This window comes from Fructilactobacillus sp. X7R9C1, assembly GCF_059901005.1.
The window spans coordinates 107554-133082 of sequence record NZ_JBWXVG010000003.1; the positions used below are offsets into that span (position 1 = coordinate 107554).

A 25529-nucleotide genomic window follows, 5' to 3' on the forward strand; every position below is an offset into this window, starting at 1 on the left:
GATAACGGTATGATTGATCAAATAAAGGAGAAGCGATATGAAACTCGAGAAAAAATCGCCTTATGGGCTTAATAACGTAAGTGCTTTACTTAATGACGTTTCAATGAATGATGATCAATTAATTCATGTTGGTGAGAAGATGAGTAATGATGCCAACATAGAAGCCATGCGGAATTTCAAAGCTAGAAAGCGGGACATTAAACCAATTTTGACTGAGCGTGATTCACTGCTACTTAGTGGACTTCTAGGATTAAAACGAGAACGAATGGCCAAAAATCCATTTTCTTTTTATCGGGGAAGCGTTGAGCTAATGAACCATGATTTAGGTATCATTCCCATGAGTGACATCAATCTGTTAATTGCGGGTGATGCTCACCTTGGCAACTTTGGTTTTTATGGTTCTCCAGAGCATCAACTTTTGTTCGATTTAAATGATTTTGACGAATCTCACGTAGGTCACTTTGAAGATGACTTATTACGTTTTCTGGTAAGCGCCTTACTTGTTGCTAAACAGCAGGGATTTGACGTCGAAAATGAAGTCAATCCGTTTTTAAGGGATGTCTTGGAAGCATATCGTAGTGCATTGGTCAGAATGACGGAGATTCCCGCCATGGATAAACTGACATTGCCTAATTCCATCAGAAATATTTCTAAGATTTTTGGTACATTAAAAGACGGTGAGAAGCATTTCAAAAAATCGTTTCAAAAAATCACCGCTAAGAGTATTAACAAGGCCCTTAGAAGTACTTCTGACTACGCTGTGGAAAAGTATACGACCGTTCTGAAAAACGGGGAGCGGCGTTTTATTGATAATGAACCAGTTACGGTTCACATAGGAAAAAAAGATTATCAAAAAATTAGTGATGGACTCGATCGTTACTACAATCATACCAAGAGTGATATTCGTTTCTTTCTCTCTAACTTCCAGATTGTCGACATTGTAAGACACAGTGTGGGAGTGGGAAGTGTTGGAACCCTTTGCTTTTTAGTTTTACTAGAGGACGCTAACAATAATTACTTGGTTTTGCAGATTAAACAAGCACTTCCAATTTATAAAAATAACGTTATTGGTATGAATAAAAATGATTCACTGGGTGAAAATATTGTTGATTGTCAGCTGATTCTTCAAACTGCCTCGGATCCGTTTTTAGGGTGGTTTAATACTAGTAATAAGAGTTACTACGTTCGTCAGTTTAAAGATATGAAGGGTTCCGTAAATCTTAATAAGTTGGATTTAGACGCTTTTAAGGATTACGTGTTAGTTTGTGTGATTTTACTTGCACGAGCACACAGTCAATCACCAACATTTCCAATGATTATCGGTTACCTAAAAAATAGTGACAAAGTCAAAAAGTCATTCATTGAGTTCGCTAATGAATACATGAAACAAGTTGAGATTGATTATGATACGTTTATTAAGGATTTGAAATAACATGAAGAGAAATGAAGAGTACGTTGACTCATGCTATAACCGAGATTTGAGTTGGACTTTATTTAATCGAAGAGTGATTAATTTAGCGACTGAATCGTTCACTCCGTTTTTGGAAAAGCTGAAGTTTTTAGCAATTGGGTCAAATAATTTAGATGAATTTTATAGTGTCAGGGTTCCAAGCGTTCAGGGACAAATGGAGCTTAGTGATAATGGGATTGAAAAAAAGTCGGGGCTTCATTATAGCCAGATCCTGGACCAGATTCATGATCGTAATAACGAGAATTTTAAGATCCAATACAATGATTACGATAAATTAAATCAAGAGTTAAACGATAAAGACATTTGTTCAATTGAGTCCTATGAAGAACTGAATGACAAACAGAAGGATCAGGTCAATCAATATTTTATTCAAAAAATTCAGCCGTCACTCGTTTTTAAAGAGTTTTATGAAAATTATGGGTTAAAATTTCTTTCCAATAAACAAATTGCAATTGGTGTCCTGGTTAAGGGTGATGATAAAAAAGCCATTCGGATTATTCCCATTCCTTCTAAGTTTGATCGTTTGGTTTCGGTTAAGTCGAACGGGATTGACACGTATATCTTACTTGAAGATTTGATTAACCATAATCTCAAACGTCTCTTTAATGGAAAAGAAATTAGTGGAACGGTCGTCTTTAGAGTCACCAGAGACCTTGATGCCACCTTAGATGTTGAAAAAGAGGATAATAATTTTGAAACAATTTCTCGGATGCGTCAGTATCTGGTTGACCGGGAAAAGGGGAAGGTAACTCGATTTGAAGTTGAGGAATTTGATGGTAATACCGATAGTGATTTCTTAAACGATTTTATTGATAAGTTTAAGATTGAAAAGAATGCTATTTTTAAGATTCCTGGTCCGGTTGATTTAACTTATCTATTTGAGATCGTCAGTAAGTATTCACCTGATTATCCAGAATATTGTTACGCAAAATTTAATCCTCGAACTTGGCCGACTTCCGCCTCAATCCTTTCGTACTTGGATCAAAAGGATCTGCTTATCCAGTACCCGTATGATTCGTTTAGTCAGTTTTTGCAATTCTTAAAAGAAGCGGTCGAAAATCCTAAAACAGTTGCGATTAAACAAACCTTGTACCGTGTTTCCAAACACTCTGAAGTGGTTGATTTACTAGCAAAAGCCGCTCAAAAGGGAATTAAAACCACCGTTGTGGTTGAATTAAGAGCTCGATTTGATGAAAAGAACAACTTGAAAGTGACTGAAAAACTGAAAAATGCTGGCGTTCATGTTATTTTTGGAAAGAAAGACATGAAAGTTCACAGCAAAACTTGTTTGGTTTTAACAAAAGATGGCGATCATCCAAGGGGTTATATCCAAGTTGGAACGGGAAACTACAACATGCAGACGGCGAAGGGATTTGTCGATCTTAGTTTCTTTACCAGTAAGGATGACTATGTTCAGGATTTGGCGAAGTTTTTCGATTATTTACAGGCTCCGGACGCTGCTCAGCCAAGTTATCAAGTGTTATCGGCATCTCCCCATCAAATCCAGGATCAAGTGATTGATGGGATTCAAGAAGTTAAAGAAAGCTATTTAAGAACTGGAAAGGGAGCAGTATTCTTAAAGATTAATTCGTTGACTGATGTAGAAGTGATTTCAGCCATTTACGATGCAGCTAGAGTGGGTGTACCATTTAGGCTCGTTGTTAGAGGAGCTTGCTGTCTTAAACTTGGAATTTGCGGGAAAAAAGAAAAAATCGTGGTTTCAAGCATTGTTGGTGAGTTTTTGGAACATAGTCGAATTTATGGATTCTTCACTCAGGATGATTCTAAATTGTGGATATCTTCTGCTGATTTAATGACAAGAAACATGGATAACCGTGTCGAGCTAGCGGCGCCAATTCTCGATCCAAAACTAAAACAACAGCTTTTAAACATCATCGACATTTACGCTCAAGATGATGTGGATGGGAGTTTTTTAAAGCCTGATGGTGAGTACTTTAAATTCAAGCATCCCAAAGGGAAGTCCGCCCAACAGACCTTCTTAAAGATTATCGATGATCCCAAATTAAATAATAAAAAGCACGTTTCTAAACGTCATGACATTCGGATTAACGTTAAAAACGATTCCAAATTAAAAAACGAGTGGTTTTATGTTTCGATTCTAGTCGTTACGATTATCGTAGTAGTGAGCGTGCTATTGTGGTGGTGAAAATAACCAGATGTTTCTGGTTATTTTTTTATTTTTCTTTTCCAAAATCGGATACTTCTGGTATAATAATATATGTTCGCTGATGAATGTGAACGTTTAATGCTTATATGCACCTATAGCGCAATTGGATAGAGTGTCTGACTACGAATCAGAAGGTTGTAGGTTCGACTCCTACTAGGTGCATTCATCGGGAAGTAGCTCAGCTTGGTAGAGCACCTGGTTTGGGACCAGGGGGTCGCAGGTTCGAATCCTGTCTTCCCGATTTTTATATACTTTTTAATATTTAAGCATCGGGAAATAGCTCAGCTTGGTAGAGCGCCACGTTCGGGACGTGGAGGTCGCAAGTTCGAATCTTGTTTTCCCGATTTTTTTATTACCTTGGTTTCCAAGAGTATTTACTTGGAATTTACAAATCTTCTTTGTATAATAATAGTCAACATTAGTCAGAGATGAGATGAGTTTATGGCAAGCCGTAATATATCGGACATTATTGAAGATTATTTGAAGGATATGCTAGGTGATAATGATCAAGAACGAGTCGAGATTCGTCGATCAGACATTGCCAATCATTTTGACGTGGTGCCCTCGCAAATTAACTATGTAATTAAGACACGTTTTACGTTGCGTAATGGTTATTTAGTTGAGAGCAAACGTGGTGGTGGTGGTTATATCAGGATTGAAAAAATCAACTTAATGGATAATTCGGATGTCCTAGACAGTTTGATTGATTCAATTGGTGATGAAATTTCCGAAAAGGATGAAGAATCAATTTTAACCACCTTATATGCTAATGGAGTCATTACCGAGAAAGAGGAGAACATGATTGCTGCTATTTTAAAGAAAGAGGCAATTAGACTGCCTGATCAAGCAATGGAATATCAGGTTAGAGCGAGTGTTTTAGAGGCTTTACTTTACCGGCTTAAATATGAGTGTTAGTTTGATTATGGATTATGATTTAAAGAGAAATGAAGGGAGATTTGCATATGCATAATTTATTTACCCCTAGTGCAAAAAACGTTTTGGTAATTGCCCAAGAACAAGCTAAGAGTTTCCAGCATCAAGCTGTCGGAACCGAACACATGTTACTGGCACTTACCATTGAGAAGAATGGGATTGCTTATCAAACTCTCCAACAACTTGCCGTCAGTGAGGCGGACGTTAGAGAAGAAATTGAGCAGTTGGCTGGATACGGTAATTTAAAGGTCGATGGAAACACGTATCTGCCGTATTCTCCAAAGATGAAAGAAATTTTAGCTTTAGCTGGAAAGATTGCCAAGCAGTATGGATCAACTAAAGTGGGTACTGAGCACATTTTGCTAGCTTTAACTAGTGATGATGCGATGCTCTCTTCAAGAATTTTGACTAACTTGGGAGTTAGCCCAGAACAAGTCCGAAAAGTAACGATCCGAAAGATGGGGGTTGCAGATACTAATATGGCTTCTGAAAATAATTCGAATGGTGAGTCAGAACAAAGTGAAACTCCAACTTTAGATTCACTGGCACGTGATTTGACTAAAGCTGCTCGAGATAATCAGCTCGATCCAGTGGTTGGACGCACCGCTGAAGTTCGTCGTGTCATCCAGGTTTTAAGCCGAAGAACTAAAAATAATCCAGTTTTAATTGGTGAACCCGGTGTTGGTAAGACTGCCATTGCTGAAGGTTTAGCGGAAAAAATTGTGAATAAATCTGTTCCTGCGGATATGCAAAATAAGCGGGTAATGGAATTAGACATGGGATCACTGGTTGCTGGCACTAAGTATCGTGGCCAATTTGAAGATCGTTTAAAAAAGGTCTTAAAGGAAGTCGAAGATAGTGGCAATGTCATTCTCTTTATTGATGAGTTGCATACCTTGATTGGTGCTGGTGGAACTGAGGGATCAGTTGATGCTTCAAATATTTTAAAGCCATCTCTTGCTCGTGGTCAGGTTCAAGTTATTGGTGCTACTACCTTAGATGAATATCAGAAGTACATTGAATCTGATGAAGCATTGGAGCGTCGTTTTGCAACGGTTGAAGTTGAAGAACCAAGTAAGGATGAATCACGTAAGATTCTTAAGGGATTACGTCCCAAATACGAAGAACACCATCACGTTCAAATCACCGATGATGCCATTAATGCAGCCGTTGATTTATCTAGTCGTTACATTAGTGATCGTTACCTTCCTGACAAGGCAATTGACTTGATGGACGAAGGTGCCGCTAAAGTTAGACTGGATTCAACCGGAAAAGATGACAAATTGGCAAGTGCTGAATCAAAACTTAGTTCCGTTAAAAATGATAAGGACAAAGCCATTGAGGAACAGCGCTTTGAAGATGCGGTTTCAATTCGTAAGCAAGAACAAAAGTTACAAAAAGAGATTGCGAATTTAACCCAAAAACAACGCATTAAAGAAAATGATGCTAACAAGACTCACAATTATCAATTAAAAGAAAATGCTGAAGACATTGCTCAAATTGTTTCCGAATGGACTGGAATTCCAGTTACTCATTTGAAACAATCTGACAAGAAGCGTTTAGTAAACTTAGAAAAGATTTTACACGAACGAGTTGTGGGACAAGATGAAGCTGTCTCAGCGGTTGCAAGAGCAATTCGTCGGGCACGAAGTGGACTTAAAGATCCAAACCGTCCCATTGGATCGTTCATGTTTCTTGGTCCAACTGGAGTTGGTAAAACTGAACTTGCCAAAGATTTGGCAAAAGCAATGTTTGGCTCAGAAGATGACATGATCAGAGTTGACATGAGTGAATTCATGGAGAAGTATTCGACTAGCCGAATGGTCGGTTCTGCACCTGGTTACGTTGGCTACGATGAAGGTGGTCAACTGACCGAAAAAGTTCGAAAGCATCCATATTCAGTTGTTTTACTTGATGAAGTTGAAAAGGCTCATCCTGACGTCTTTAACTTGCTACTTCAAGTTCTAGATGATGGGTACTTAACTGATGCCAAGGGCCGAAAAGTAGACTTTCGAAATACTGTCATCATTATGACTTCCAACATTGGTGCTACAGAGCTGCAATACAAGAACACCGTTGGATTTGCCGCTGAAAAATCCGGTAATGATGATAACTACGATGCTATGAAGGCCACGATTCAAGAACAGTTGAAGAAATTCTTTAAACCAGAATTCTTGAACCGAATTGATGATACGGTGATCTTCCATTCCTTGACTAAGTCGGAATTACACCGAATCGTTAAGTTAATGTCACAAGAACTGATTGATCGTGCCAATGGATTGGGTTACAAAGTTAGAATGACTCCAGCTGCCATTGATTTAGTTGCTGAAGTTGGCTACAATCCAACTTATGGTGCAAGACCAATTCGAAGAGCTTTACAGGATAAGGTTGAAGATCCACTGAGTGAAGACTTACTAGCGGGTAAGTTCAAACCTGGTGATCAGATTACGATCGGTGCGCATAAAAACAAGATTACGATTAATAGACGTGAAGTTAAGAATCCCAAAGAAGAAATTCTAAGTAAATAACGTTAAAACTCACAGTAAAATTTTACTGTGAGTTTTTGTGCATATTGATTGACTTTTACTTTGATTCTTTGTATTATACGTAGAGTATGTAACTGGGAATTGAAATGAGTCGTTGCGATCTATTGTCCGTGATGGCGTTTATAAGAACCAAAAGTAAGATTTAGATCTTATTTTTGGATTTTTTTTGCTCAAAAACCAGCAATATGGCTTTTTGTAACAGAAATGTAACATTTCTTTTTCGTGGAATTTTAGGGAGAGGTGAATAACTTGGCAGGACACATTGTAAAGTATGGAAAACACAGGACCCGTAGAAGTTATTCCAGAATTAAGAAGGTATTGGATCTTCCAAATTTGATTGAGATTCAAACAAATTCTTATAACTGGTTCTTAGACGAAGGTTTGCGTCAAATGTTTAAAGATATTATGCCAATTGAGGATTTTCAGGGAAAGCTTTCACTAGATTTCGTTGATTATAAACTATTGGAACCTAAGTACACGGTTGATGAAGCACGTGCTCATGAGGCAAATTATTCAGCCCCATTACACGTTACTCTCAAGTTAACCAACCATGAAACCGGTGAGATTAAGACTCAAGATGTTTTCTTTGGTGACTTTCCACTTATGACTGACCAAGGAACTTTCATCATTAACGGTGCAGAGCGTGTTATCGTTTCTCAATTAGTGCGATCACCAGGTGTTTATTACCATAAAGATCTCGACAAAAATGGTCGTGAAATTTACAGTTCAACTGTGATCCCCAACCGTGGTGCTTGGATGGAATTTGAAACTGATGCGAAGAATATTTCATACGTTCGAATTGATCGTACTAGAAAGATTCCTTTGACTGAATTAGTTCGTGCCCTTGGTTTTGGATCAGATGATGAAATTACTGAGATTTTTGGAAATACTAATGATAGTCTCTCACTTACCCTTGAAAAAGACGTTCATAAAGATGCCGATGATTCTCGTGTTGAGGAATCATTAAAGGATATTTACGAACGCTTGCGTCCGGGTGAACCAAAGACAGCTGAGTCAGCAAGAAACTTGTTAACCCAAAGATTCTTTGATCCAAAACGTTACGACATGGCACCAGTTGGTCGTTACAAGACAAACCAAAAACTGAGCATGAAGACTCGTTTAATGGGATTAGCTTTGGCCGAAACCCTTGCTGACCCAGATACTGGTGAAATCATCGCTAACAAAGGTGATGTGATTGACAAAGAATTGATGGAAAAGTTGAAGCCGTACTTGGCTAACAAAGATTTTAAGGCTTACACCTTTAATCCTTCCGATCAAGCTGTCGTAACTGATCCAGTTACTGTTCAAGTAATTAAAGTATATTCAAATACAGATCCAGACAAAGTCGTTCCTGTAATTGGTAATGACAATATTGATCTGGACTATAAACACATTACCCCAGCGGACATCTTGGCTGAAATCAATTACTTCTTGGATCTTCAAGAGGGAATTGGATCTGTTGATGATATTGACCACTTGGGGAACCGTCGTGTTCGATCAGTTGGTGAATTACTTCAAAACCAATTCCGAATTGGTCTTTCACGGATGGAACGAGTTGTTAGAGAAAGAATGTCCATTCAGGATGCTTCAACGGTAACGCCACAACAACTAATTAATATTAGACCAGTGGTGGCCTCTGTTAAAGAATTCTTTGGTTCATCACAGCTTTCACAATTCATGGATCAAACGAACCCGTTAGGTGAATTGACCCATAAACGTCGATTATCTGCTTTAGGACCTGGTGGTATTACTAGAGACCGTGCTGGATATGAAGTTCGTGATGTTAACTACACTCACTATGGTCGAATTTGTCCAATTGAAACTCCCGAAGGTCCTAACATTGGATTGATTAACTCACTTTCAAGTTATGCTCGGGTTAACAAGTATGGATTTATCGAAACCCCATACCGTCGTGTTGATTGGACTACTCATAAGGTTACCGACAAGATTGATTACCTAACTGCTAATGATGAAGATAAATACGTGATTGCGCAGGCGAACTCTCCATTAAATGAAGACGCAACCTTTCAAGACGATCAAGTTATGGCACGTGATAAGTCCCAATACGTTGAAACTAATTCAAAGAACGTTGACTACATGGACGTTTCACCAAAGCAAGTTGTTGCGGTGGCAACGGCATGTATTCCGTTCCTAGAAAATGATGACTCAAACCGGGCCCTAATGGGTGCTAACATGCAGCGTCAGGCTGTTCCTTTGATCAGACCACACGCACCACTTGTGGGAACTGGGATGGAATATCAAGCTGCTCATGATTCTGGAGTTGCTAAGATTGCTAAGTATCCTGGAACCGTTGAATATGTTGATGCAAGAGAAATTCGGGTAAGACGTGATAATGGCACTTTAGATACGTACAAATTGATGAAATTTATGCGTTCTAACGGTGGTAAAAACTATAACCAAACTCCAATTGTAAAAATTGGAGATCATGTTGATGCCGATGAAATTATCGCTGATGGCCCAGCAATGGAAAATGGTGAATTGGCCTTAGGTCAAAACCCAACCGTTGCCTTTATGACATGGCAGGGTTATAACTTTGAAGATGCCATTGCCATTTCCGAACGACTAGTTAAAGATGATGCTTACACTTCAATTCATATTGAAGAGTATGAGTCAGAAACTAGAGATACCAAACTGGGACCTGAAGAAATGACTAGAGAAATTCCTAACGTTGGTGAAGATGCACTAAAGGATCTTGACGAAGATGGAATTATTAGAGTCGGTGCCGAAGTTCATGACAACGATATTTTGGTTGGTAAGGTAACCCCTAAGGGTGTTACTGAATTATCTTCTGAAGAGCGACTACTTCACGCTATCTTTGGTGAAAAGGCTCGAGAAGTTCGTGACACGTCACTTCGAGTACCTCATGGTGCCGGTGGAATTGTTCAAGACGTTAAAGTCTTTACTAGGGAAAACGGCGATGAATTAAAGCCCGGTGTAAACAAGATGGTTCGAGTTTACATTGCCCAGAAACGTAAACTTCAAGTTGGAGATAAGATGGCTGGAAAACATGGTAATAAAGGTACTGTTTCCGTCATTATTCCTGAAGAAGACATGCCATATATGCCAGATGGTACCCCAATCGACATCTTATTGAGCCCCATGGGTGTTCCATCACGGATGAACATTGGACAGGTGCTTGAATTGCATCTTGGAATGGCTGCTAAGAAGCTTGGAATTCACGTTGCCACCCCAGTCTTTGATGGTGCTCGTAGTGAAGATATTACCGACGCTTTAAAGGAAGCTGGTATGCCAGCTGATGGTAAGACGGTTCTGTATGATGGTAGAACCGGTGAACCATTTGACAAACGAATTGCTGTTGGAGTTATGGGTTACTTGAAACTTAACCATATGGCTGAAGACAAGATTCATGCAAGAGCCATTGGACCTTACTCACTAGTTACGCAACAACCACTTGGTGGTAAAGCTCAGTTTGGTGGACAGCGTTTTGGTGAAATGGAAGTTTGGGCTCTTGAAGCTTATGGTGCCGCACACACCCTCCAAGAAATCTTGACTTACAAGTCAGATGATGTTGTCGGACGGGTTAAGACCTACGAAGCAATTGTCAAAGGTGATCCAATTCCTAAACCAGGTGTTCCTGAGTCATTCCGAGTATTAGTTAAAGAATTACAAGCATTGGGACTGGACATGAAGGTTCTCGATGCCGAAAACAAACAAATTGATTTGCGTGACATGGACGATGACGAAGACGTTGTTAACGTGAACGCATTGAGTAAGTTTGCTCAAAAACAAGATGATAAAAATGAGAAGGATAAAGAAAAGAAAGATGAAAATGAGAAACAAACTCCAACTTCATCTGATGCCGACTCAAAAAATGATACAAATGACGACAATAAATAATAAAGGAGGGTACGCCAATGGTTGATGTTAATAAATTCAAAAGTATGCAAATTGGTTTAGCTTCACCTGAGACCATTCGTAGTTGGTCATATGGAGAAGTTAAAAAACCAGAAACGATTAACTATCGAACTTTAAAGCCTGAAAAGGATGGATTGTTTGATGAAAGAATTTTTGGTCCAACTAAGGACTGGAAATGTGCCTGTGGAAAATACAAGGGTGTCAGATATAAGGGCATCGTTTGTGATCGCTGTGGTGTTGAAGTCACTCGTTCAAAAGTTAGACGTGAACGAATGGGACACATCGAATTAGCAGCTCCTGTAACCCACATTTGGTATTTCAAGGGAATCCCTAGTCGAATGGGACTAGTTCTTGACATGAGTCCACGGGCTCTTGAAGAAATCATCTACTTTGCTTCATACGTTGTTACCGATCCAGGTAACACACCAATGGAGAAGAAGCAGTTGCTTTCAGAACAAGAATACCGTGACAAAAAGCGTGAATACGGCAATCGTTTCCACGCTGAAATTGGTGCGGAAGCTATCAGAACTTTATTAAACGACGTTGACATCGATAAAGAAGTCAAAGAGTTAAAAGATACGCTTAAGAAAGCAACGGGACAAAAGCGAACTCGTGCAGTTCGTCGTCTAGATATTCTTGAGGCCTTTGCTACTTCTGGCAATCAGTTGTCATGGATGGTAATGGATGCAATTCCAGTTATGCCGCCTGACTTGCGACCAATGGTTCAACTTGAAGGTGGTCGTTTTGCTACTTCTGATTTAAATGATTTATATCGTCGGGTTATTAACCGAAATAACCGATTAAAACGATTGTTAGACCTGAACGCTCCTGGCATTATTGTTCAAAACGAAAAGAGAATGCTCCAGGAAGCTGTCGACGCTTTGATTGATAATGGTCGTCGTGGTCGTCCTGTTGCAGGACCTGGTAACCGTCCCCTTAAATCACTTTCTCACCTATTAAAGGGTAAACAAGGTCGATTCAGACAGAATTTGTTAGGTAAGCGTGTTGATTATTCTGGTCGTTCAGTTATTGACGTTGGTCCTAATTTAAAACTAAGTCAGATGGGTCTTCCAGTATCAATGGCATTGGAATTATTTAAACCCTTCATTATGCATGCGCTAGTTAAACGTGGTCTAGCTTCTAACATTAAAAACGCTAAACGTCAGATCGAACGTCAAGACGACGCTGTCTTTGAAGTTCTCCCTGATGTCATTAAGGAACATCCAGTTCTTTTGAACCGTGCTCCTACTTTGCATCGACTTGGAATTCAGGCTTTTGAACCAGTTTTGGTTAGTGGGAAATCAATGCGTTTGCATCCATTAGTTTGTGCTGCGTATAATGCTGACTTTGATGGTGACCAAATGGCCATTCACGTTCCACTATCTGATGAGGCTCAAGCTGAATCAAGATTATTGATGGCTGCTGCTGGACACATTTTGGCTCCTAAAGATGGTAAACCAGTTGTTACTCCTTCACAGGATATGGTTATTGGTAACTACTATTTAACCCTTGAAGAAGCAGGGGCTGAAGGTGAAGGAATGGTATTCAACGATCCTGATGAAGTTGAATTAGCTTACCGTGATGGAAAGGTTCATTGGCATACCAGAATTGGTATTCCAGCGAGCGCCTTCCCAGACAAACCGTTTACTGACGATCAAAAAGATAAGATTTTAGTAACGACGGTTGGAAAGGTTATTTTCAATGGGATTCTTCCAAAGAAATTTACCTATTTGAACGAACCAACTTCAACTAACTTGCACGGATACGTTCCTGACAAGTATTTCTTGAAGCCTGGTGAAGACATTCATGAACACTTGAAGAACGCTGAATTGGTTAAACCGTTTAAGAAGGGCTTTTTAAGTGACATCATTGCTGAAGTTTACAGTCAATACCAAGTTACTGAAACTTCAGAACTTCTTGATCGAATCAAAGATTTAGGTAATGATAAATCAACTAAGTCTGGTTTGACGGTTGGTATTTCTGACATTACTGATTTAAAGGAAAAGCCAGAAATTGTTGCTAACGCCCATAAGAAAGTTGATACCATCACTAAACAATTCCGTCGTGGTTTAATTACTAACCAAGAACGTTATGAACGAGTTGTTAGTGTTTGGAATGATGCCAAAGACGAAATTCAAAACAAATTAATGAAAAACTTCGATCCCCAGAACCCAATCTTTATGATGAGTGACTCTGGTGCTCGTGGTAACATTTCGAACTTTACTCAGTTAGCTGGGATGCGTGGTTTGATGGCTTCACCTAATGGTGAAATCATGGAACTTCCAATTACCTCTAACTTTAAAGAAGGACTTTCAGTCTTGGAAATGTTCATTTCAACCCACGGTGCTCGTAAGGGTATGACCGATACGGCACTTAAGACTGCTAACTCTGGTTACTTGACTCGTCGACTTGTTGATGTTGCCCAAGATGTCATTGTTAGAGAAGAAGACTGTGGAACTGACCGTGGTCTTGTTGTTCGTGCCATTACCGAAGGGGACGAAATGATCGAACCATTGTATGACCGAATCCTTGGTCGTAACGCAATGAAGACCGTTAAGAACCCTAAGACTGGTAAAGTGATTGTTAAAAAGAATGAAATGATCGATGAAGACGTTGCTCAAGAAATTGTGGACGCTGGAATTGATTCAGTTGAAATTCGTTCCGCCTTCACATGTAATACTGCTCATGGTGTTTGTGAGAAGTGTTATGGTCGAAACCTTGCTACTGGTGACGAAGTTGAGGTTGGTGAAGCTGTTGGTACCATTGCGGCCCAATCAATTGGTGAACCAGGTACTCAGTTAACTCTTCGTACTTTCCATACCGGTGGTGTTGCAAGTAGTTCAGATATTACCCAAGGACTTCCTCGTGTTCAGGAAATTATGGAAGCACGTAATCCTAAAGGTAAGGCAATCATCAGTGAAGTTACTGGTACGGTTGAATTAATTGAAGAAGATCCTGCTGAAGGTATCAAGGAAGTTACCATTAAAGGGAAGTCCGATACTCGTAAATATAAGGTTCCAATTAAGGCCCGAATGAAGGTTTCAGAAGGCGATCAGGTTCGTCGTGGTGATGCTTTGAACGAAGGTTCAATTGATCCTAAGGAATTGCTTAAAGTTCGAGATGTTTTGTCAACTGAAACTTACTTGTTAACTGCGGTTCAAGAAGTTTATAGAAGACAGGGTGTTGAAGTTAACGATAAGCATGCCGAGATCATGGTAAGACAGATGTTGCGTAAGGTTCGTGTTATGGACCCAGGTGACACTGACATCCTCCCTGGTACTTTGATGGATATTGATGATTTCAAGGATCGTAATAAGGATGCTGTGATTAGTGGTAAAACACCTGCAACGGCCCGTCCGGTATTACTTGGAATTACTAAGGCTGCACTTGAGACTAACAGTTTCTTGTCTGCTGCATCATTCCAGGAAACCACTCGTGTTCTTACTGATGCCGCAATTCGTGGTAAAGTTGATCCATTAGTTGGTTTGAAGGAAAATGTTATCATTGGTAAGTTATTACCTGCTGGTACTGGTGTTGGGAAATATGAAAACATTGAACCAGAAGAAGAGGGTAAGACTGATACCAAGGGTGTTACTTCATTAAGTGATGTCGAAAAAGAAATGCAACAAAAAGATTCAAGTAAAAACTAGTTATTAAACTAAAAAGGGAGTTCATCATTGATGAACTCCCTTTTTGATACATATTAATCAATCTTTTTTAAAACTTACTTCATTATTATCAAGGGATGAAATACGAGCAAGCGATTCTAAGTGAATGCCATGATCCTTGATCCACTTAGCGCCCGGTTGAAATGATTTTTCAATTACAATGCCGACTCCAACTAGATTGGCTTGAGCTGCTTCAACGATCTTAATCATCCCTTTAGTGGCTTCGCCATTTGCTAAGAAATCATCAATGATTAAGACGTTATCGTCAGGTGAAAGGAATTTTTTCTCAATAAAAATGCGGTTAGTTTTTTGTTTGGTGTATGAATATACGTCAGCCGAATAGGCTGCATCGTTTAAAGTTGATGGCTTTTTCTTTCGCGCAAAAACGACGGGAACACCCAATACTAAGCCAGTCATAACGGCTGGAGCAATTCCCGATGATTCAACCGTGATGACTTTAGTAATATTATCGTTTGAGAAGCGTTTGACGAATTCTTTGCCAACTTCGTACATCAAATTAGGATCAATTTGATGATTTAAAAACGAGTTGACCTTTAAAATATTTCCAGGAAGGACTTGGCCTTTATTTTTGATTGCTTCTTCTAATTCTTTCATGATTACTCTCCCATTTAAAAAGACCCTAATATAGAAGTTTAGGGTCTTTTTTCCTAATAGTTTGGAATTATGGTTCCAAGTAGAGACTGTCGACCCATTACGACTATATATTAGAGCTTCACTTATTACGTTAATCATAATTTAATTTCTAACTTTAAGCAAACCAAATTAATATAATTAGAGTGGCAATGTAAATGAATGGAATAAAAGCAATCGCACGTTTTTTAAATAAGATGGCATAAATGATCGCTATGATTGACCCGGTTAAAACGACTAGATTGGTAACCGTAATTCCGTATGCAATTAAAAGGATTAAGAAGAGATCCAAATCCCCGTTGCCAATGAAATGGAAGTAATGATTTATTATTATCAATATTAAATATCCAATAATATAAATTCCAGTTGTCTTTGTTAGAGGATTAGAAATTATAAGAGCTATCATTACTGCAATCAGTGAATATGCCGTAGGGAAATGGTAGGTTAATAAATCAAAAGTTGCCATAACCTGCATGAGTAAAAGTAGCGATAAATTTTCGAGGTTATCTAAACAAACAGGTGGAAATATAGTAAAAGCGGTGGCTCCGGTTACTTCAAAATACAGTAAATAAAGTGGTAATCGAGTTGAACATGTCCGACACCTTCCGAATTGAATCATGTAACTCACGATCGGGATGAGTTCGTACCACTTTAGAAACTTGCCACAGTTACTACATTTAGAATGACCGAAGATAAAGTTTTCGTGCGTAATGGTTCGATCAACCATAACGTTTATAAAAGATCCAACGATGCTCCCTACAATAAACCAATAAATTTTCATTAACAAAACCTCCACTAAAAAGTACGGAAATTAATTGAAGTCTTATTGACACGTCTTTTTCTACGTGGTATTCTACTTATTGTGCTTATAAACAACTAAGCGATTTTTTTAACTTCAAAAAAGAACCGCCTGGATGTGTGGACTTAAAAAATATATTATATTAGGAAAGGGAGGACTTTTTAGATGCCTACAATTAACCAATTGGTTCGTAAAGGTCGTAAATCTAGAACTTCTAAATCAAAATCCCCAGCTTTAGGCTTCGGATATAACAGTTACAAAAAGAAAAACACACAGAACCCTGCACCTCAGAAACGTGGAGTTGCAACCCGTGTTGGTACTATGACTCCTAAAAAGCCTAACTCTGCTTTACGTAAGTATGCTCGTGTTAGACTTTCTAACTTGATTGAAGTTACTGCATACATTCCCGGAATTGGACATAACTTGCAAGAACATAGTGTTGTTTTAATTCGTGGTGGACGTGTTAAGGATTTGCCTGGTGTTAGATATCATGTTGTTCGTGGTGCATTAGATACTGCGGGTGTAAGTGATCGTCGCCAAGGTCGTTCTAAATACGGTACTAAGAAACCTAAGGAATAGACAATTAATTAAGTTATTATTGAGGAGGACTTTTACATGCCTAGAAAAGGAAAAGTGCAAAAAAGAGAAATCCTTCCTGATCCAATCTACAACTCAAAATTGGTTTCTAAATTAATTAACCATTTGATGTTAGATGGTAAAAGAGGGACTGCATCAGAAATTTTATATGGTGCATTTGACATGATCAAAGAACAAACTGGTAACGATCCAGTTGATGTATTTGAAGAAGCAATGAAAAATGTTATGCCAGTTCTTGAAGTTAAGGCCCGTCGTGTTGGTGGATCTAACTACCAAGTTCCAATTGAAGTTCGTCCTGATCGAAGAACTACTTTAGGCTTACGTTGGATTGTTAACTATGCAAGACTTCGTGGTGAACACACCATGACTGAACGTCTTGCAAAAGAAATCATCGATGCTTCAAATAACACCGGTGCAGCAGTTAAGAAGCGTGAGGATACTCACAAAATGGCCGAAGCTAACCGTGCCTTTGCGCATTATCGTTGGTAATCAGCTTTTAGTTTTTAACTGTAAGTGGGTGGCTAAAGCGATTTAGCCACTTTTTTAAAATAATGAAATTGTGAATGATTGAGAGGAGTTAAATAATGGCTAACAAGCGAGAATTTCCGTTAGACAAAACTCGTAATATTGGTATTGTTGCCCATATTGATGCCGGTAAAACTACTACTACTGAACGTATCTTGTACTATACCGGTCGTATCCACAAAATTGGTGAAACCCATGAAGGGGATTCACAAATGGACTGGATGGAAGAAGAAAAAGAACGTGGAATTACTATTACTTCAGCTGCTACCACTGCTGAATGGAAGGGTTACCGTGTTAACATCATTGATACCCCAGGACACGTTGATTTTACTGCCGAAGTTGAACGTTCATTACGTGTGCTAGATGGTGGTATTGTTGTTTTGGATGGTCAAGCCGGTGTTGAACCACAGACTGAAACCGTATGGCGCCAGTCATCAGACTTTGCTGTTCCACGAATTGTCTTCATTAATAAGATGGATAAAGTTGGTGCTGACTTTGATATGTCAGTTAAAAGTTTGCATGACCGTTTAGGTGCTAACGCCCAGGCCGTTCAGATGCCAATTGGTGCTGAAGCTGACTTTGCTGGTGTAATTGATTTAATTACCATGCAAGCCTATGTTTATGATGAAGATAAAGAAGGTTCAGAATGGGATGTTGATGAGATTCCAGCTGACATGCAAGAGGAAGCTCAAAAGCGTCATGATGCTTTGATTGAAGCCGTTGCAGACGTTGATGACCCCGTAATGGAGAAATTCCTTGATGGTAAAGAAATTTCACAAGAAGATCTTAAAGCTGGAATTCGTCGTGCCACTTTAAATCTTGATTTCTACCCAGTCTTTGCTGGTTCAGCTTTCAAGAACAAGGGTGTTCAGATGTTGATGGATGGAGTGGTTGACTACTTACCATCACCACTTGATGTTCGTCCTTACACTGCTACTGACCCAGATGATGACGACAAACAAGTTGACATCCGTGCTAACGATAAGGAACCATTTGCTTCATTAGCATTTAAGATTGCTACCGATCCATACGTTGGTCGTTTAACTTATATCCGTGTCTATCGTGGTACCTTAAAGGCTGGTTCATACGTTTTGAATGCTACGAATGGCAAACGTGAACGTGTTGGTCGTTTACTACAAATGCACTCCAATAATCGTCAAGAAATCCCAGAAGTATTCTCAGGTGATATTGCAGCTGCAATTGGTTTGAAGAATACCACTACTGGTGATTCTTTAACCGATCCAGACCATCCATTACGTCTTGAATCAATGGAATTCCCAGAACCAGTTATCCAAGTTGCCGTTGAACCTAAGACTAAGGCTGATCAGGATAAGATGAATGATGCTTTGCAAAAGTTATCTGAAGAAGATCCAACTTTTAGAGCTGAAACTAATCCAGAAACTGGCCAAACTTTGATTGCCGGAATGGGTGAACTTCAGTTAAACATTTTGATTGAACGGATGAGACGTGAATTTAATGTTGAAGCTAACATTGGTGCTCCCCAAGTTGCCTACCGTGAAGCATTTACTAAACCAGTTAAGGCCGAAGGTAAGTTTATTCGTCAGTCTGGTGGTAAAGGTCAATATGGTGATGTTTGGATTGAATTTACACCAAATGACGAAGGAAAAGGATTCGAATTTGAAGACGCCATCGTTGGTGGAGTTGTTCCAAGAGAATTCATTCCTTCAGTTGAACAAGGTCTAAAAGAAGCCATGGAAAATGGTGTATTAGCCGGATATCCATTGATTGATTTGAAAGCTAAATTATATGATGGTAGTTATCATGAAGTCGATTCAAGTGAAGCTGCCTTTAAGATCGCTGCTTCCATTGCTTTGAGGGAAGCTGCTAAGAAGGCTGATCCAGTTATTCTTGAACCAATCATGAAAGTTGATATTCGTGTTCCAGAAGAATACATGGGTGACGTCATGGGACAAGTTACCGCACGACGTGGAAACGTTGAAGGTATGGAAGCTCAAGACAAGGCACAAAACATTCATGCAATGGTTCCACTATCAGAAATGTTTGGTTATGCTACCGATTTACGTTCTGCTTCTCAGGGACGTGGAACATTTGTTATGAGTTTTGATCATTACAGTGCTGTTCCTAAGAGCATCCAAGAAGACATCATTAAGAAAAATGGTGGAAATAGTAAAGAAGAAAAGTAATTTTTTGTAAAAGTTCTAGAAATTGAAAAAGTTTCTGGAACTTTTTTTATACTTAATGTGATGAGAAGCCTTGAAAAATAAGAGAATATCGGGTATGATAGTTAAGTACTCGGTTTTGGGGGGATAGACTGTCCAAAATTAGTACAACATTTAGCTTTGATGTGGGAGGTTGCGACACACCCGGCCGCTTTGCCATGCGAGGATGTGCCGGTAATTTCCACGGAGCTAGTCTTATTTTGAAAATAGACGAAGGAGGGAAAAACATGGCAAAAGAGAAGATTCGTATTCGTTTGAAAGCTTATGAACACCGTATTTTAGATCAAGCTGCTGACAAGATTGTGGCAACCGCACAACGTACTGGTGCTACTATTTCTGGTCCAATTCCATTACCAACGGACAGAACTCTATATACCGTATTGGCATCACCATTTAAGTACAGTAAAGCTCAAGAACAATTTGAAATGTTAACTCACAAGCGTTTGATTGATATTTTGAATCCAACACCTAAAACTGTTGATTCATTAATGAAGTTAGACTTGCCAAGTGGTGTTGACATCGAGATCAAACTATAATAATTACAGAATATCGGAGGTGTACTCATGGCTAAAAAAGGAATCTTAGGTAAAAAAGTCGGAATGACTCAAGTTTTTACTGATAACGGAGAACTCGTTCCAGTTACTGTTGTTGATGTAACTCCTAATGTTGTCTTACAGGTTAAGAACAGCAAATCAGATGGTTACGATGCAATTCAACTTGGATTCGATGACAAGCGTCCAGTATTAAGCAACAAACCTGAACAAGGTCATGTTAAAAAAGCAAAAACTACTCCTAAGCGCTTCATTCGTGAAATCAGAGATGTTGACTTGGGAGATTACAAAGTTGGAGACGAAGTTAAAGCTGACGTATTTCAACCAGGTGACGTCGTTGACGTAACGGGTACTACTAAAGGTCATGGTTACCAAGGTAACATCCACAAAAATGGACAACGTCGTGGACCTGAAACCCACGGATCAAGATATCACCGTCGTCCCGGTTCATTAGGTGTCATTATTAACCGAGTTGTTAAAGGAATGAAATTACCAGGACGAATGGGTAACAATCGCGTTACCATTCAAGACCTTGAAATCGTTAATGCTGACGTTGATAACAACGTACTATTAATCAAGGGTAACGTTCCTGGTGCAAACAAATCATTAGTAACAGTTAAAACATCTGTTATTGAATCAAGAAAATAAGAAAGGAGGAACCGTAGATGGCAAGCGTAACATTATACAAACAAGATGGTAGTAAACAAGGAACAGTTGATTTAAACGATGCTGTTTTTGCCGTTGAACCAAATGAAAACGTTGTTTATGACACTGTCGTAATGCAAAGAGCATCACAACGCCAAGGTACTAATGGTGTTAAATCTAGAGGTAAAGTACGTGGTGGTGGTAAGAAACCATGGCGTCAAAAGGGTACTGGTCGTGCTCGTCAAGGTTCTATCCGTGCCCCACAATGGGTTGGCGGTGGAGTTGTCTTCGGCCCAACTACTCGTTCATATGCATATCACCTTCCAAAGAAGGTTACTAGATTAGCTGTTAAGTCAGTTCTTTCTGAAAAAGTTGCTAATGGTGATTTAGTAGTAGTAGATTCATTAGACTACAAGGCTCCAAAAACTAAAGATTTATCAGATCTTTTGAAGAAACTTGACGCATCAACTAAAACATTAGTAGTTTTGGAAGATAACAATGAAAATGCTGCACGTTCTGCAAGAAATATCGAAAATGTGCAAGTTATTAATGCTAAAGGTGTTAACACACTTGATGTATTAAACAACAACAAGGTTGTTATTACAAAGGCTGCTCTTTCTCAAGTAGAGGAGGTGCTCGCATAATGGAAGCACGAGATATCATTTTACGTCCGGTAGTTACTGAAGCTTCAACCGATGTAATGGACGACAAAAAATATACTTTTGATGTTGATGTACGAGCAACTAAGACTCAAGTTAAGAATGCTGTTGAAGAGATTTTTAACGTTAAAGTTGTTAAAGTTAATATTATGAATGTAAAAGGTAAGAAAAAGAGACAAGGTCAATATGTTGGACGTACTAAGAAACGTCGTAAGGCTATTGTTACTTTGTCCAACGATTCTGATGAAATCAAGATTTTCTCAGAAGAATAATCTTTGAATAGGAGGGAAATAACGTGGCTCTAAAAAAGTACAAACCAACTACTAATGGCCGTCGTAATATGACTAGTATTGACTATAGTGAAATTACTACTAACGTGCCAGAAAAAAGTTTAGTTGAGTCAAATGCTCATAGCGGTGGTCGTAATAGCCAAGGTAAGATGACTGTTAGACATCGTGGTGGTGGAAACAAGCATCGATACCGTCTTATTGATTTCAAACGTGATCATGATGGTGTTCCTGCAACCGTTAAAACCATCGAATATGATCCAAATAGAACTGCAAATATTGCTTTAATCGTTTATGAAGACGGAATTAAATCATACATCATTGCACCTAAAGGATTAAAAGTCGGAGACGTTGTTGAATCTGGTAAGGATGCTGATATTAAGGCTGGTAACACCCTTCAATTAGCTGATATTCCTGTTGGTTCAACCATCTTCAACATTGAATTGAAACCTGGCAAGGGTGGACAACTTGTTCGTTCTGCTGGAGCTTCAGCACAGTTACTTGGTAACGAAGGCAAGTATGCATTAGTTAAATTACCATCTGGTGAAGTTAGAATGGTACTTTCAGTTTGCCGAGCTACTATTGGTAGCGTTGGTAATGATGAACATGGATTAGTTGTATGGGGTAAAGCTGGTAGAACTCGTTACCGTGGTCAAAGACCTCACGTACGTGGATCTGTTATGAACCCTAACGATCACCCACATGGTGGTGGTGAAGGTAAAGCTCCAGTTGGTTACCCAAGTCCATTGTCTCCATGGCATAAGAAGACAACTGGTAAGAAGACTAGATCAAAGAAAGCACGTTCAAACAAGTTTATTGTTAGACACCGTAAAGGTTCAAAGATGTAGTCTGAATTATTTATTTATTGAGTAATCGCAGAGGAGGTTTCATAATGAGTCGAAGTTTAAAAAAGGGACCTTTTGCCGATCAATCATTATTAAAAAAGATCGATGCACAAAAAGATCAAGATAAAAAATCGGTAATTAAAACATGGTCACGTCGTTCAACCATTTTCCCAAGTTTTATTGGATACACCATTGCTGTTTACAATGGTAGAAAACATGTCCCAGTTTACATTCAAGAAGACATGGTGGGCCACAAGCTCGGAGAATTCGTACCTACGCGTACTTTCCATGGACATGGAAATGGCGACGCAGATAAAAAAACAGTTTAAGCAAGGAGGATAACCAATGGCTGAACAACAAGTTACATCAGCAAAAGCTACTGCAAAGACTGTTCGTATCGCCGCTCGTAAGGTTCGCCTTGTTGTAGATCTTATTAGAGGTAAAAGCGTATCAGAAGCTACTGCAATTTTGAAATTCACCCCTAGAGGTGCTTCACCAATTGTAGAAAAGGTTTTGATGTCAGCTGTAGCAAATGCAGAAAATAATTTTGATTTAGATCGTCAAGATCTAGTTGTTAGTGAAGCATATGTTAACGAAGGACCAACTTTAAAACGTTTCCGTCCCCGTGCTAAAGGTTCTGCTTCACCAATCAACAAAAGAACTAGTCACATTACAATTGTAGTGTCAGAAAAGTAGGAGGGATAAACGTGGGTCAAAAAATTAATCCAAATGGTTTACGAATTGGCGTTAACCGTGGTTGGCAAGCTAAATGGTATGCTAACGACGATAAATTCGCTTCATACTTAAACGAAGATTTAAAAATTCGTAACTATCTAGCAAAGAGACTCGCTGATGCTTCTGTATCAAGTGTTGACATTGAGCGTGCTGCAAAACGTGTTAATGTTTCTATCCATACTGCCAAGCCAGGAATGGTTATCGGTAAAGGTGGAGCAGAAGTTGAAAGTCTTCGTAAAGAATTAAACAAATTGACGGGACGTCGGGTTCATGTCAATATTGTTGAAGTTAAAAAACCTGATTTAGAAGCTGATCTTGTTGGTGAAAACGTTGCAAGTCAGCTTGAAGGTCGGGTAGCATTCCGTCGTGCAATGCGTCAGGCAATGCAAAGAGTTATGCGTTCTGGAGCTAAGGGTGTTAAAGTTCAATCTTCAGGTCGTTTAAATGGTGCTGATATGACACGAATTGAAAGATATTCAGACGGAAGTGTTCCACTTCATACACTTAGAGCTGATATTGACTATTCATGGAATGAAGCAGATACTACTTACGGTAAAATCGGTGTTAAGACTTGGATCAACCGTGGTGAAGTTTTGCCCGATAAACCGGAGGAAAAAACTGAAAAAGGAGGGAAATAAGCATGCTAGTACCTAAACGTGTTAAGTTCAGAAGACAGCACAGAGGTAAGTTGCGTGGTCACTCAAAGGGTGGAAACACTGTTACTTTTGGTGATTATGGTTTGCAAGCACTTGATTCACATTGGATCAGTAACCGACAAATCGAAGCTTGCCGTGTTGCCATGACTCGTTATATGAAACGTGGTGGAAAAGTTTGGATCAAAATTTTCCCTCAAAAATCATATACTGAAAAAGGTATCGGTGTTCGAATGGGTAAAGGTAAAGGTACCCCAGCTGGTTGGGTTTCAACTGTCAAGCGCGGAAAGGTTCTTTTCGAAGTTGGTGGTGTTTCCAAAGAAACTGCTGAAGAAGCTTTACGTTTAGCTTCAATGAAGTTGCCTGTTAGAACCCGAGTTATTAAACGTGAGGAAGTAGGTGGCGAATCAAATGAAGGCTAAAGAAATTAATGAATTAACCACTGATGAAATGCGGGCTAAGGAACAAGATTACAAGAAAGAATTGTTTAATCTTCGTTTTCAATTAGCCACTGGTCAATTGGAAAATACTGCTAGATTGAAGACTGTCAGAAAGACAATCGCTAGAATCAAGACAGCACTTAGACAACAAGAACTGAAGAAATAGAATACGATAGAAAGGAAGGTTAATACTTTATGAGCGAAGAACGTAACGAACGTAAAAGTTACAGAGGTCGTGTGGTTTCAGATAAGATGGACAAAACCATTACTGTTGTCGTTGAAACTTACAAGACTCATCCAACTTACGGGAAACGTATTAAATATTCTAAGAAATATAAAGTTCAAGATGAAAATAACGAAGCAAAAGTTAACGATATTGTTGACATCATGGAAACTCGTCCATTGTCTAAGACTAAGCGCTTCCGTCTAGTAGACGTTGTTGAAAAGGCAGTTATTATCTAGCTTTTTTATCTATCGTATTCTGATTTTAAGTTGAAGGGAGGACACTAACCATGATCCAACAAGAGAGTCGTTTAAAGGTTGCTGACAACTCTGGAGCACGTGAACTTTTGACTATCAAAGTCCTAGGTGGTTCAAGAGTTAGATATGCAGGTATCGGTGATGTGATTGTTGCTACTGTTAAACAAGCAACACCAGGTGGCGTTGTCAAAAAAGGAGACGTCGTTAAGGCCGTTGTAGTCAGAACTAAGTCTGCTGCACATAGAACTGACGGTTCATATATTCGTTTCGACGAAAATGCCGCTGTTTTGATTAACGATGATAAGAGTCCTAAAGGTACCCGTATTTTCGGTCCGGTAGCTCGTGAATTACGTAGTAATAATTTTATGAAGATCGTTTCATTAGCGCCTGAAGTACTTTAATACTATTGGAAAACAAGGAGGTGCCAGGATTATGTTCTTGAAAACTGGTGACAAAGTTCGTGTTATTAGTGGTAAAGACAAGGGTAAAGACGGCAAAGTCGTTAAAACCATTGCTGCTAAGAACCGTGTAGTTGTTGAAGGAATCAACAAGATCAAGAAACATCAAAAAGCTTCACAAGACAATCCCCAAGGTGGAATTGCTGACGTTGATGCTCCAATTGATGCTTCAAATGTAATGTTAATTGATCCATCTACTAACGAACCTACAAAAGTAAGCTTCGTGGTTAAAGATGGTAAAAAAGTTCGTATTTCAAAAAAATCACAAAAACCAATCGATTAGGATTGGAATTGAAAGGA

At 39.0% G+C, this 25529-nt stretch carries 24 protein-coding genes, 3 tRNA genes and 1 riboswitch; of the genes, 25 read left to right on the forward strand and 2 right to left on the reverse strand.

Features of this window, described 5'->3' with window-relative positions:
• The first annotated feature begins 37 nt into the window (after positions 1 to 37).
• The 9 genes from AC6UD0_RS03250 (at position 38) to rpoC (ending at position 14685) form a co-directional block, all read left to right on the forward strand.
• The gene (locus AC6UD0_RS03250) at positions 38 to 1432 is read left to right on the forward strand and encodes a DUF2252 domain-containing protein (RefSeq protein ID WP_500708140.1); all 1395 of its coding nucleotides are present in this window, start codon (positions 38 to 40) and stop codon (positions 1430 to 1432) included.
• Between the two features lies 1 nt (position 1433).
• Positions 1434 to 3638 (forward strand): polyphosphate kinase 1, encoded by a 2205-nt coding sequence (gene ppk1 / locus AC6UD0_RS03255; protein ID WP_500708142.1) that lies wholly within the window; start codon positions 1434 to 1436, stop codon positions 3636 to 3638.
• A 109-nt stretch (positions 3639 to 3747) separates the two neighbouring features.
• Positions 3748 to 3821: transfer RNA gene (locus AC6UD0_RS03260), tRNA-Arg, on the forward strand.
• Between the two features lie 5 nt (positions 3822 to 3826).
• Positions 3827 to 3900 (forward strand) — tRNA-Pro (locus AC6UD0_RS03265).
• A 29-nt stretch (positions 3901 to 3929) separates the two neighbouring features.
• Positions 3930 to 4003 (forward strand) — tRNA-Pro (locus AC6UD0_RS03270).
• Positions 4004 to 4100: 97 nt separating this feature from the next.
• Positions 4101 to 4574, forward strand: coding sequence for a CtsR family transcriptional regulator (locus tag AC6UD0_RS03275; protein ID WP_500693535.1), 474 nt, complete (start codon positions 4101 to 4103; stop codon positions 4572 to 4574).
• Positions 4575 to 4621: 47 nt separating this feature from the next.
• Positions 4622 to 7120: an ATP-dependent Clp protease ATP-binding subunit gene (locus AC6UD0_RS03280; protein WP_500708144.1), complete on the forward strand. Its 2499-nt coding sequence runs from the start codon at positions 4622 to 4624 to the stop codon at positions 7118 to 7120.
• A 258-nt stretch (positions 7121 to 7378) separates the two neighbouring features.
• Positions 7379 to 11017, forward strand: a complete 3639-nt coding sequence (rpoB, locus tag AC6UD0_RS03285) for a DNA-directed RNA polymerase subunit beta (RefSeq protein ID WP_500695232.1) — start codon at positions 7379 to 7381, stop codon at positions 11015 to 11017.
• Between the two features lie 17 nt (positions 11018 to 11034).
• A complete protein-coding gene (rpoC, locus tag AC6UD0_RS03290; RefSeq protein WP_500693538.1) occupies positions 11035 to 14685 on the forward strand; it encodes a DNA-directed RNA polymerase subunit beta' in 3651 nt (1216 codons plus the stop codon).
• 57 nt (positions 14686 to 14742) lie between these two features.
• Here rpoC and AC6UD0_RS03295 read toward each other — a convergent pair whose 3' ends face one another.
• Entirely contained in the window at positions 14743 to 15318 is a 576-nt protein-coding gene (locus AC6UD0_RS03295; protein ID WP_500693539.1) for a xanthine phosphoribosyltransferase, read from the reverse strand.
• Between the two features lie 37 nt (positions 15319 to 15355).
• Positions 15356 to 15451: riboswitch (purine riboswitch) on the reverse strand.
• Between the two features lie 21 nt (positions 15452 to 15472).
• A complete protein-coding gene (locus AC6UD0_RS03300; RefSeq protein ID WP_500706315.1) occupies positions 15473 to 16135 on the reverse strand; it encodes a prepilin peptidase in 663 nt (220 codons plus the stop codon).
• A 183-nt stretch (positions 16136 to 16318) separates the two neighbouring features.
• Here AC6UD0_RS03300 and rpsL point away from each other — a divergent pair, with 183 nt between their 5' ends.
• From rpsL to rplX, 16 genes are all read left to right on the forward strand, one after another.
• The gene (gene rpsL, locus AC6UD0_RS03305) at positions 16319 to 16732 is read left to right on the forward strand and encodes a 30S ribosomal protein S12 (protein ID WP_010022704.1); all 414 of its coding nucleotides are present in this window, start codon (positions 16319 to 16321) and stop codon (positions 16730 to 16732) included.
• 36 nt (positions 16733 to 16768) lie between these two features.
• Positions 16769 to 17239, forward strand: a complete 471-nt coding sequence (gene rpsG, locus AC6UD0_RS03310; RefSeq protein ID WP_500693541.1) for a 30S ribosomal protein S7 — start codon at positions 16769 to 16771, stop codon at positions 17237 to 17239.
• Between the two features lie 95 nt (positions 17240 to 17334).
• Positions 17335 to 19440, forward strand: coding sequence for an elongation factor G (gene fusA / locus AC6UD0_RS03315; protein ID WP_500708145.1), 2106 nt, complete (start codon positions 17335 to 17337; stop codon positions 19438 to 19440).
• 263 nt (positions 19441 to 19703) lie between these two features.
• The gene (rpsJ, locus tag AC6UD0_RS03320; protein WP_500693543.1) at positions 19704 to 20012 is read left to right on the forward strand and encodes a 30S ribosomal protein S10; all 309 of its coding nucleotides are present in this window, start codon (positions 19704 to 19706) and stop codon (positions 20010 to 20012) included.
• A gap of 27 nt (positions 20013 to 20039) precedes the next feature.
• Positions 20040 to 20675 (forward strand): 50S ribosomal protein L3, encoded by a 636-nt coding sequence (gene rplC, locus AC6UD0_RS03325; RefSeq protein WP_500693544.1) that lies wholly within the window; start codon positions 20040 to 20042, stop codon positions 20673 to 20675.
• Positions 20676 to 20692: 17 nt separating this feature from the next.
• Entirely contained in the window at positions 20693 to 21316 is a 624-nt protein-coding gene (gene rplD, locus AC6UD0_RS03330; RefSeq protein WP_500693545.1) for a 50S ribosomal protein L4, read from the forward strand.
• Positions 21316 to 21603 carry a 50S ribosomal protein L23 gene (gene rplW / locus AC6UD0_RS03335; protein ID WP_500693546.1) on the forward strand — a complete coding sequence of 96 codons (288 nt, stop codon included), beginning with the start codon at positions 21316 to 21318 and terminating at the stop codon, positions 21601 to 21603. Before rplD ends, rplW begins: the two co-directional genes overlap by 1 nt.
• 23 nt (positions 21604 to 21626) lie before the next feature.
• Positions 21627 to 22466, forward strand: a complete 840-nt coding sequence (gene rplB / locus AC6UD0_RS03340) for a 50S ribosomal protein L2 (RefSeq protein WP_500693547.1) — start codon at positions 21627 to 21629, stop codon at positions 22464 to 22466.
• Positions 22467 to 22510: 44 nt separating this feature from the next.
• On the forward strand, positions 22511 to 22792 hold the full coding sequence (rpsS, locus tag AC6UD0_RS03345; protein ID WP_010022714.1) for a 30S ribosomal protein S19: 282 nt from the start codon (positions 22511 to 22513) through the stop codon (positions 22790 to 22792).
• 16 nt (positions 22793 to 22808) lie between these two features.
• The gene (rplV, locus tag AC6UD0_RS03350) at positions 22809 to 23159 is read left to right on the forward strand and encodes a 50S ribosomal protein L22 (protein ID WP_500700798.1); all 351 of its coding nucleotides are present in this window, start codon (positions 22809 to 22811) and stop codon (positions 23157 to 23159) included.
• A gap of 11 nt (positions 23160 to 23170) precedes the next feature.
• Positions 23171 to 23836: a 30S ribosomal protein S3 gene (gene rpsC, locus AC6UD0_RS03355; RefSeq protein WP_500693548.1), complete on the forward strand. Its 666-nt coding sequence runs from the start codon at positions 23171 to 23173 to the stop codon at positions 23834 to 23836.
• Between the two features lie 2 nt (positions 23837 to 23838).
• Entirely contained in the window at positions 23839 to 24273 is a 435-nt protein-coding gene (gene rplP / locus AC6UD0_RS03360) for a 50S ribosomal protein L16 (protein WP_500693549.1), read from the forward strand.
• Complete coding sequence (rpmC, locus tag AC6UD0_RS03365; protein ID WP_010022719.1) at positions 24263 to 24457, forward strand: 50S ribosomal protein L29; 195 nt, start codon at positions 24263 to 24265, stop codon at positions 24455 to 24457. The genes rplP and rpmC overlap by 11 nt, the downstream gene beginning before the upstream one ends.
• A gap of 29 nt (positions 24458 to 24486) precedes the next feature.
• On the forward strand, positions 24487 to 24753 hold the full coding sequence (rpsQ, locus tag AC6UD0_RS03370; RefSeq protein ID WP_039144781.1) for a 30S ribosomal protein S17: 267 nt from the start codon (positions 24487 to 24489) through the stop codon (positions 24751 to 24753).
• A gap of 50 nt (positions 24754 to 24803) precedes the next feature.
• Positions 24804 to 25172 (forward strand): 50S ribosomal protein L14, encoded by a 369-nt coding sequence (gene rplN, locus AC6UD0_RS03375; protein ID WP_039144780.1) that lies wholly within the window; start codon positions 24804 to 24806, stop codon positions 25170 to 25172.
• A gap of 31 nt (positions 25173 to 25203) precedes the next feature.
• Complete coding sequence (gene rplX / locus AC6UD0_RS03380; protein ID WP_500693550.1) at positions 25204 to 25512, forward strand: 50S ribosomal protein L24; 309 nt, start codon at positions 25204 to 25206, stop codon at positions 25510 to 25512.
• The last annotated feature ends 17 nt before the right edge of the window (positions 25513 to 25529 follow it).

Excerpts from the sequence above, each read along its gene's own strand:
- AC6UD0_RS03250 (WP_500708140.1), top strand. The coding sequence starts at position 38 with ATGAAACTCGAGAAAAAATCGCCTTATGGGCTTAATAACGTAAGTGCT.
- ppk1 (WP_500708142.1), top strand. The coding sequence starts at position 1,434 with ATGAAGAGAAATGAAGAGTACGTTGACTCATGCTATAACCGAGATTTG.
- AC6UD0_RS03275 (WP_500693535.1), top strand. The coding sequence starts at position 4,101 with ATGGCAAGCCGTAATATATCGGACATTATTGAAGATTATTTGAAGGAT.
- AC6UD0_RS03280 (WP_500708144.1), top strand. The coding sequence starts at position 4,622 with ATGCATAATTTATTTACCCCTAGTGCAAAAAACGTTTTGGTAATTGCC.
- rpoC (WP_500693538.1), top strand. The coding sequence starts at position 11,035 with ATGGTTGATGTTAATAAATTCAAAAGTATGCAAATTGGTTTAGCTTCA.
- AC6UD0_RS03295 (WP_500693539.1), bottom strand. The coding sequence starts at position 15,318 with ATGAAAGAATTAGAAGAAGCAATCAAAAATAAAGGCCAAGTCCTTCCT.
- AC6UD0_RS03300 (WP_500706315.1), bottom strand. The coding sequence starts at position 16,135 with ATGAAAATTTATTGGTTTATTGTAGGGAGCATCGTTGGATCTTTTATA.
- rpsL (WP_010022704.1), top strand. The coding sequence starts at position 16,319 with ATGCCTACAATTAACCAATTGGTTCGTAAAGGTCGTAAATCTAGAACT.
- rpsG (WP_500693541.1), top strand. The coding sequence starts at position 16,769 with ATGCCTAGAAAAGGAAAAGTGCAAAAAAGAGAAATCCTTCCTGATCCA.
- fusA (WP_500708145.1), top strand. The coding sequence starts at position 17,335 with ATGGCTAACAAGCGAGAATTTCCGTTAGACAAAACTCGTAATATTGGT.
- rpsJ (WP_500693543.1), top strand. The coding sequence starts at position 19,704 with ATGGCAAAAGAGAAGATTCGTATTCGTTTGAAAGCTTATGAACACCGT.
- rplC (WP_500693544.1), top strand. The coding sequence starts at position 20,040 with ATGGCTAAAAAAGGAATCTTAGGTAAAAAAGTCGGAATGACTCAAGTT.
- rplD (WP_500693545.1), top strand. The coding sequence starts at position 20,693 with ATGGCAAGCGTAACATTATACAAACAAGATGGTAGTAAACAAGGAACA.
- rplW (WP_500693546.1), top strand. The coding sequence starts at position 21,316 with ATGGAAGCACGAGATATCATTTTACGTCCGGTAGTTACTGAAGCTTCA.
- rpsS (WP_010022714.1), top strand. The coding sequence starts at position 22,511 with ATGAGTCGAAGTTTAAAAAAGGGACCTTTTGCCGATCAATCATTATTA.
- rplV (WP_500700798.1), top strand. The coding sequence starts at position 22,809 with ATGGCTGAACAACAAGTTACATCAGCAAAAGCTACTGCAAAGACTGTT.
- rplP (WP_500693549.1), top strand. The coding sequence starts at position 23,839 with ATGCTAGTACCTAAACGTGTTAAGTTCAGAAGACAGCACAGAGGTAAG.
- rpmC (WP_010022719.1), top strand. The coding sequence starts at position 24,263 with ATGAAGGCTAAAGAAATTAATGAATTAACCACTGATGAAATGCGGGCT.
- rpsQ (WP_039144781.1), top strand. The coding sequence starts at position 24,487 with ATGAGCGAAGAACGTAACGAACGTAAAAGTTACAGAGGTCGTGTGGTT.
- rplN (WP_039144780.1), top strand. The coding sequence starts at position 24,804 with ATGATCCAACAAGAGAGTCGTTTAAAGGTTGCTGACAACTCTGGAGCA.
- rplX (WP_500693550.1), top strand. The coding sequence starts at position 25,204 with ATGTTCTTGAAAACTGGTGACAAAGTTCGTGTTATTAGTGGTAAAGAC.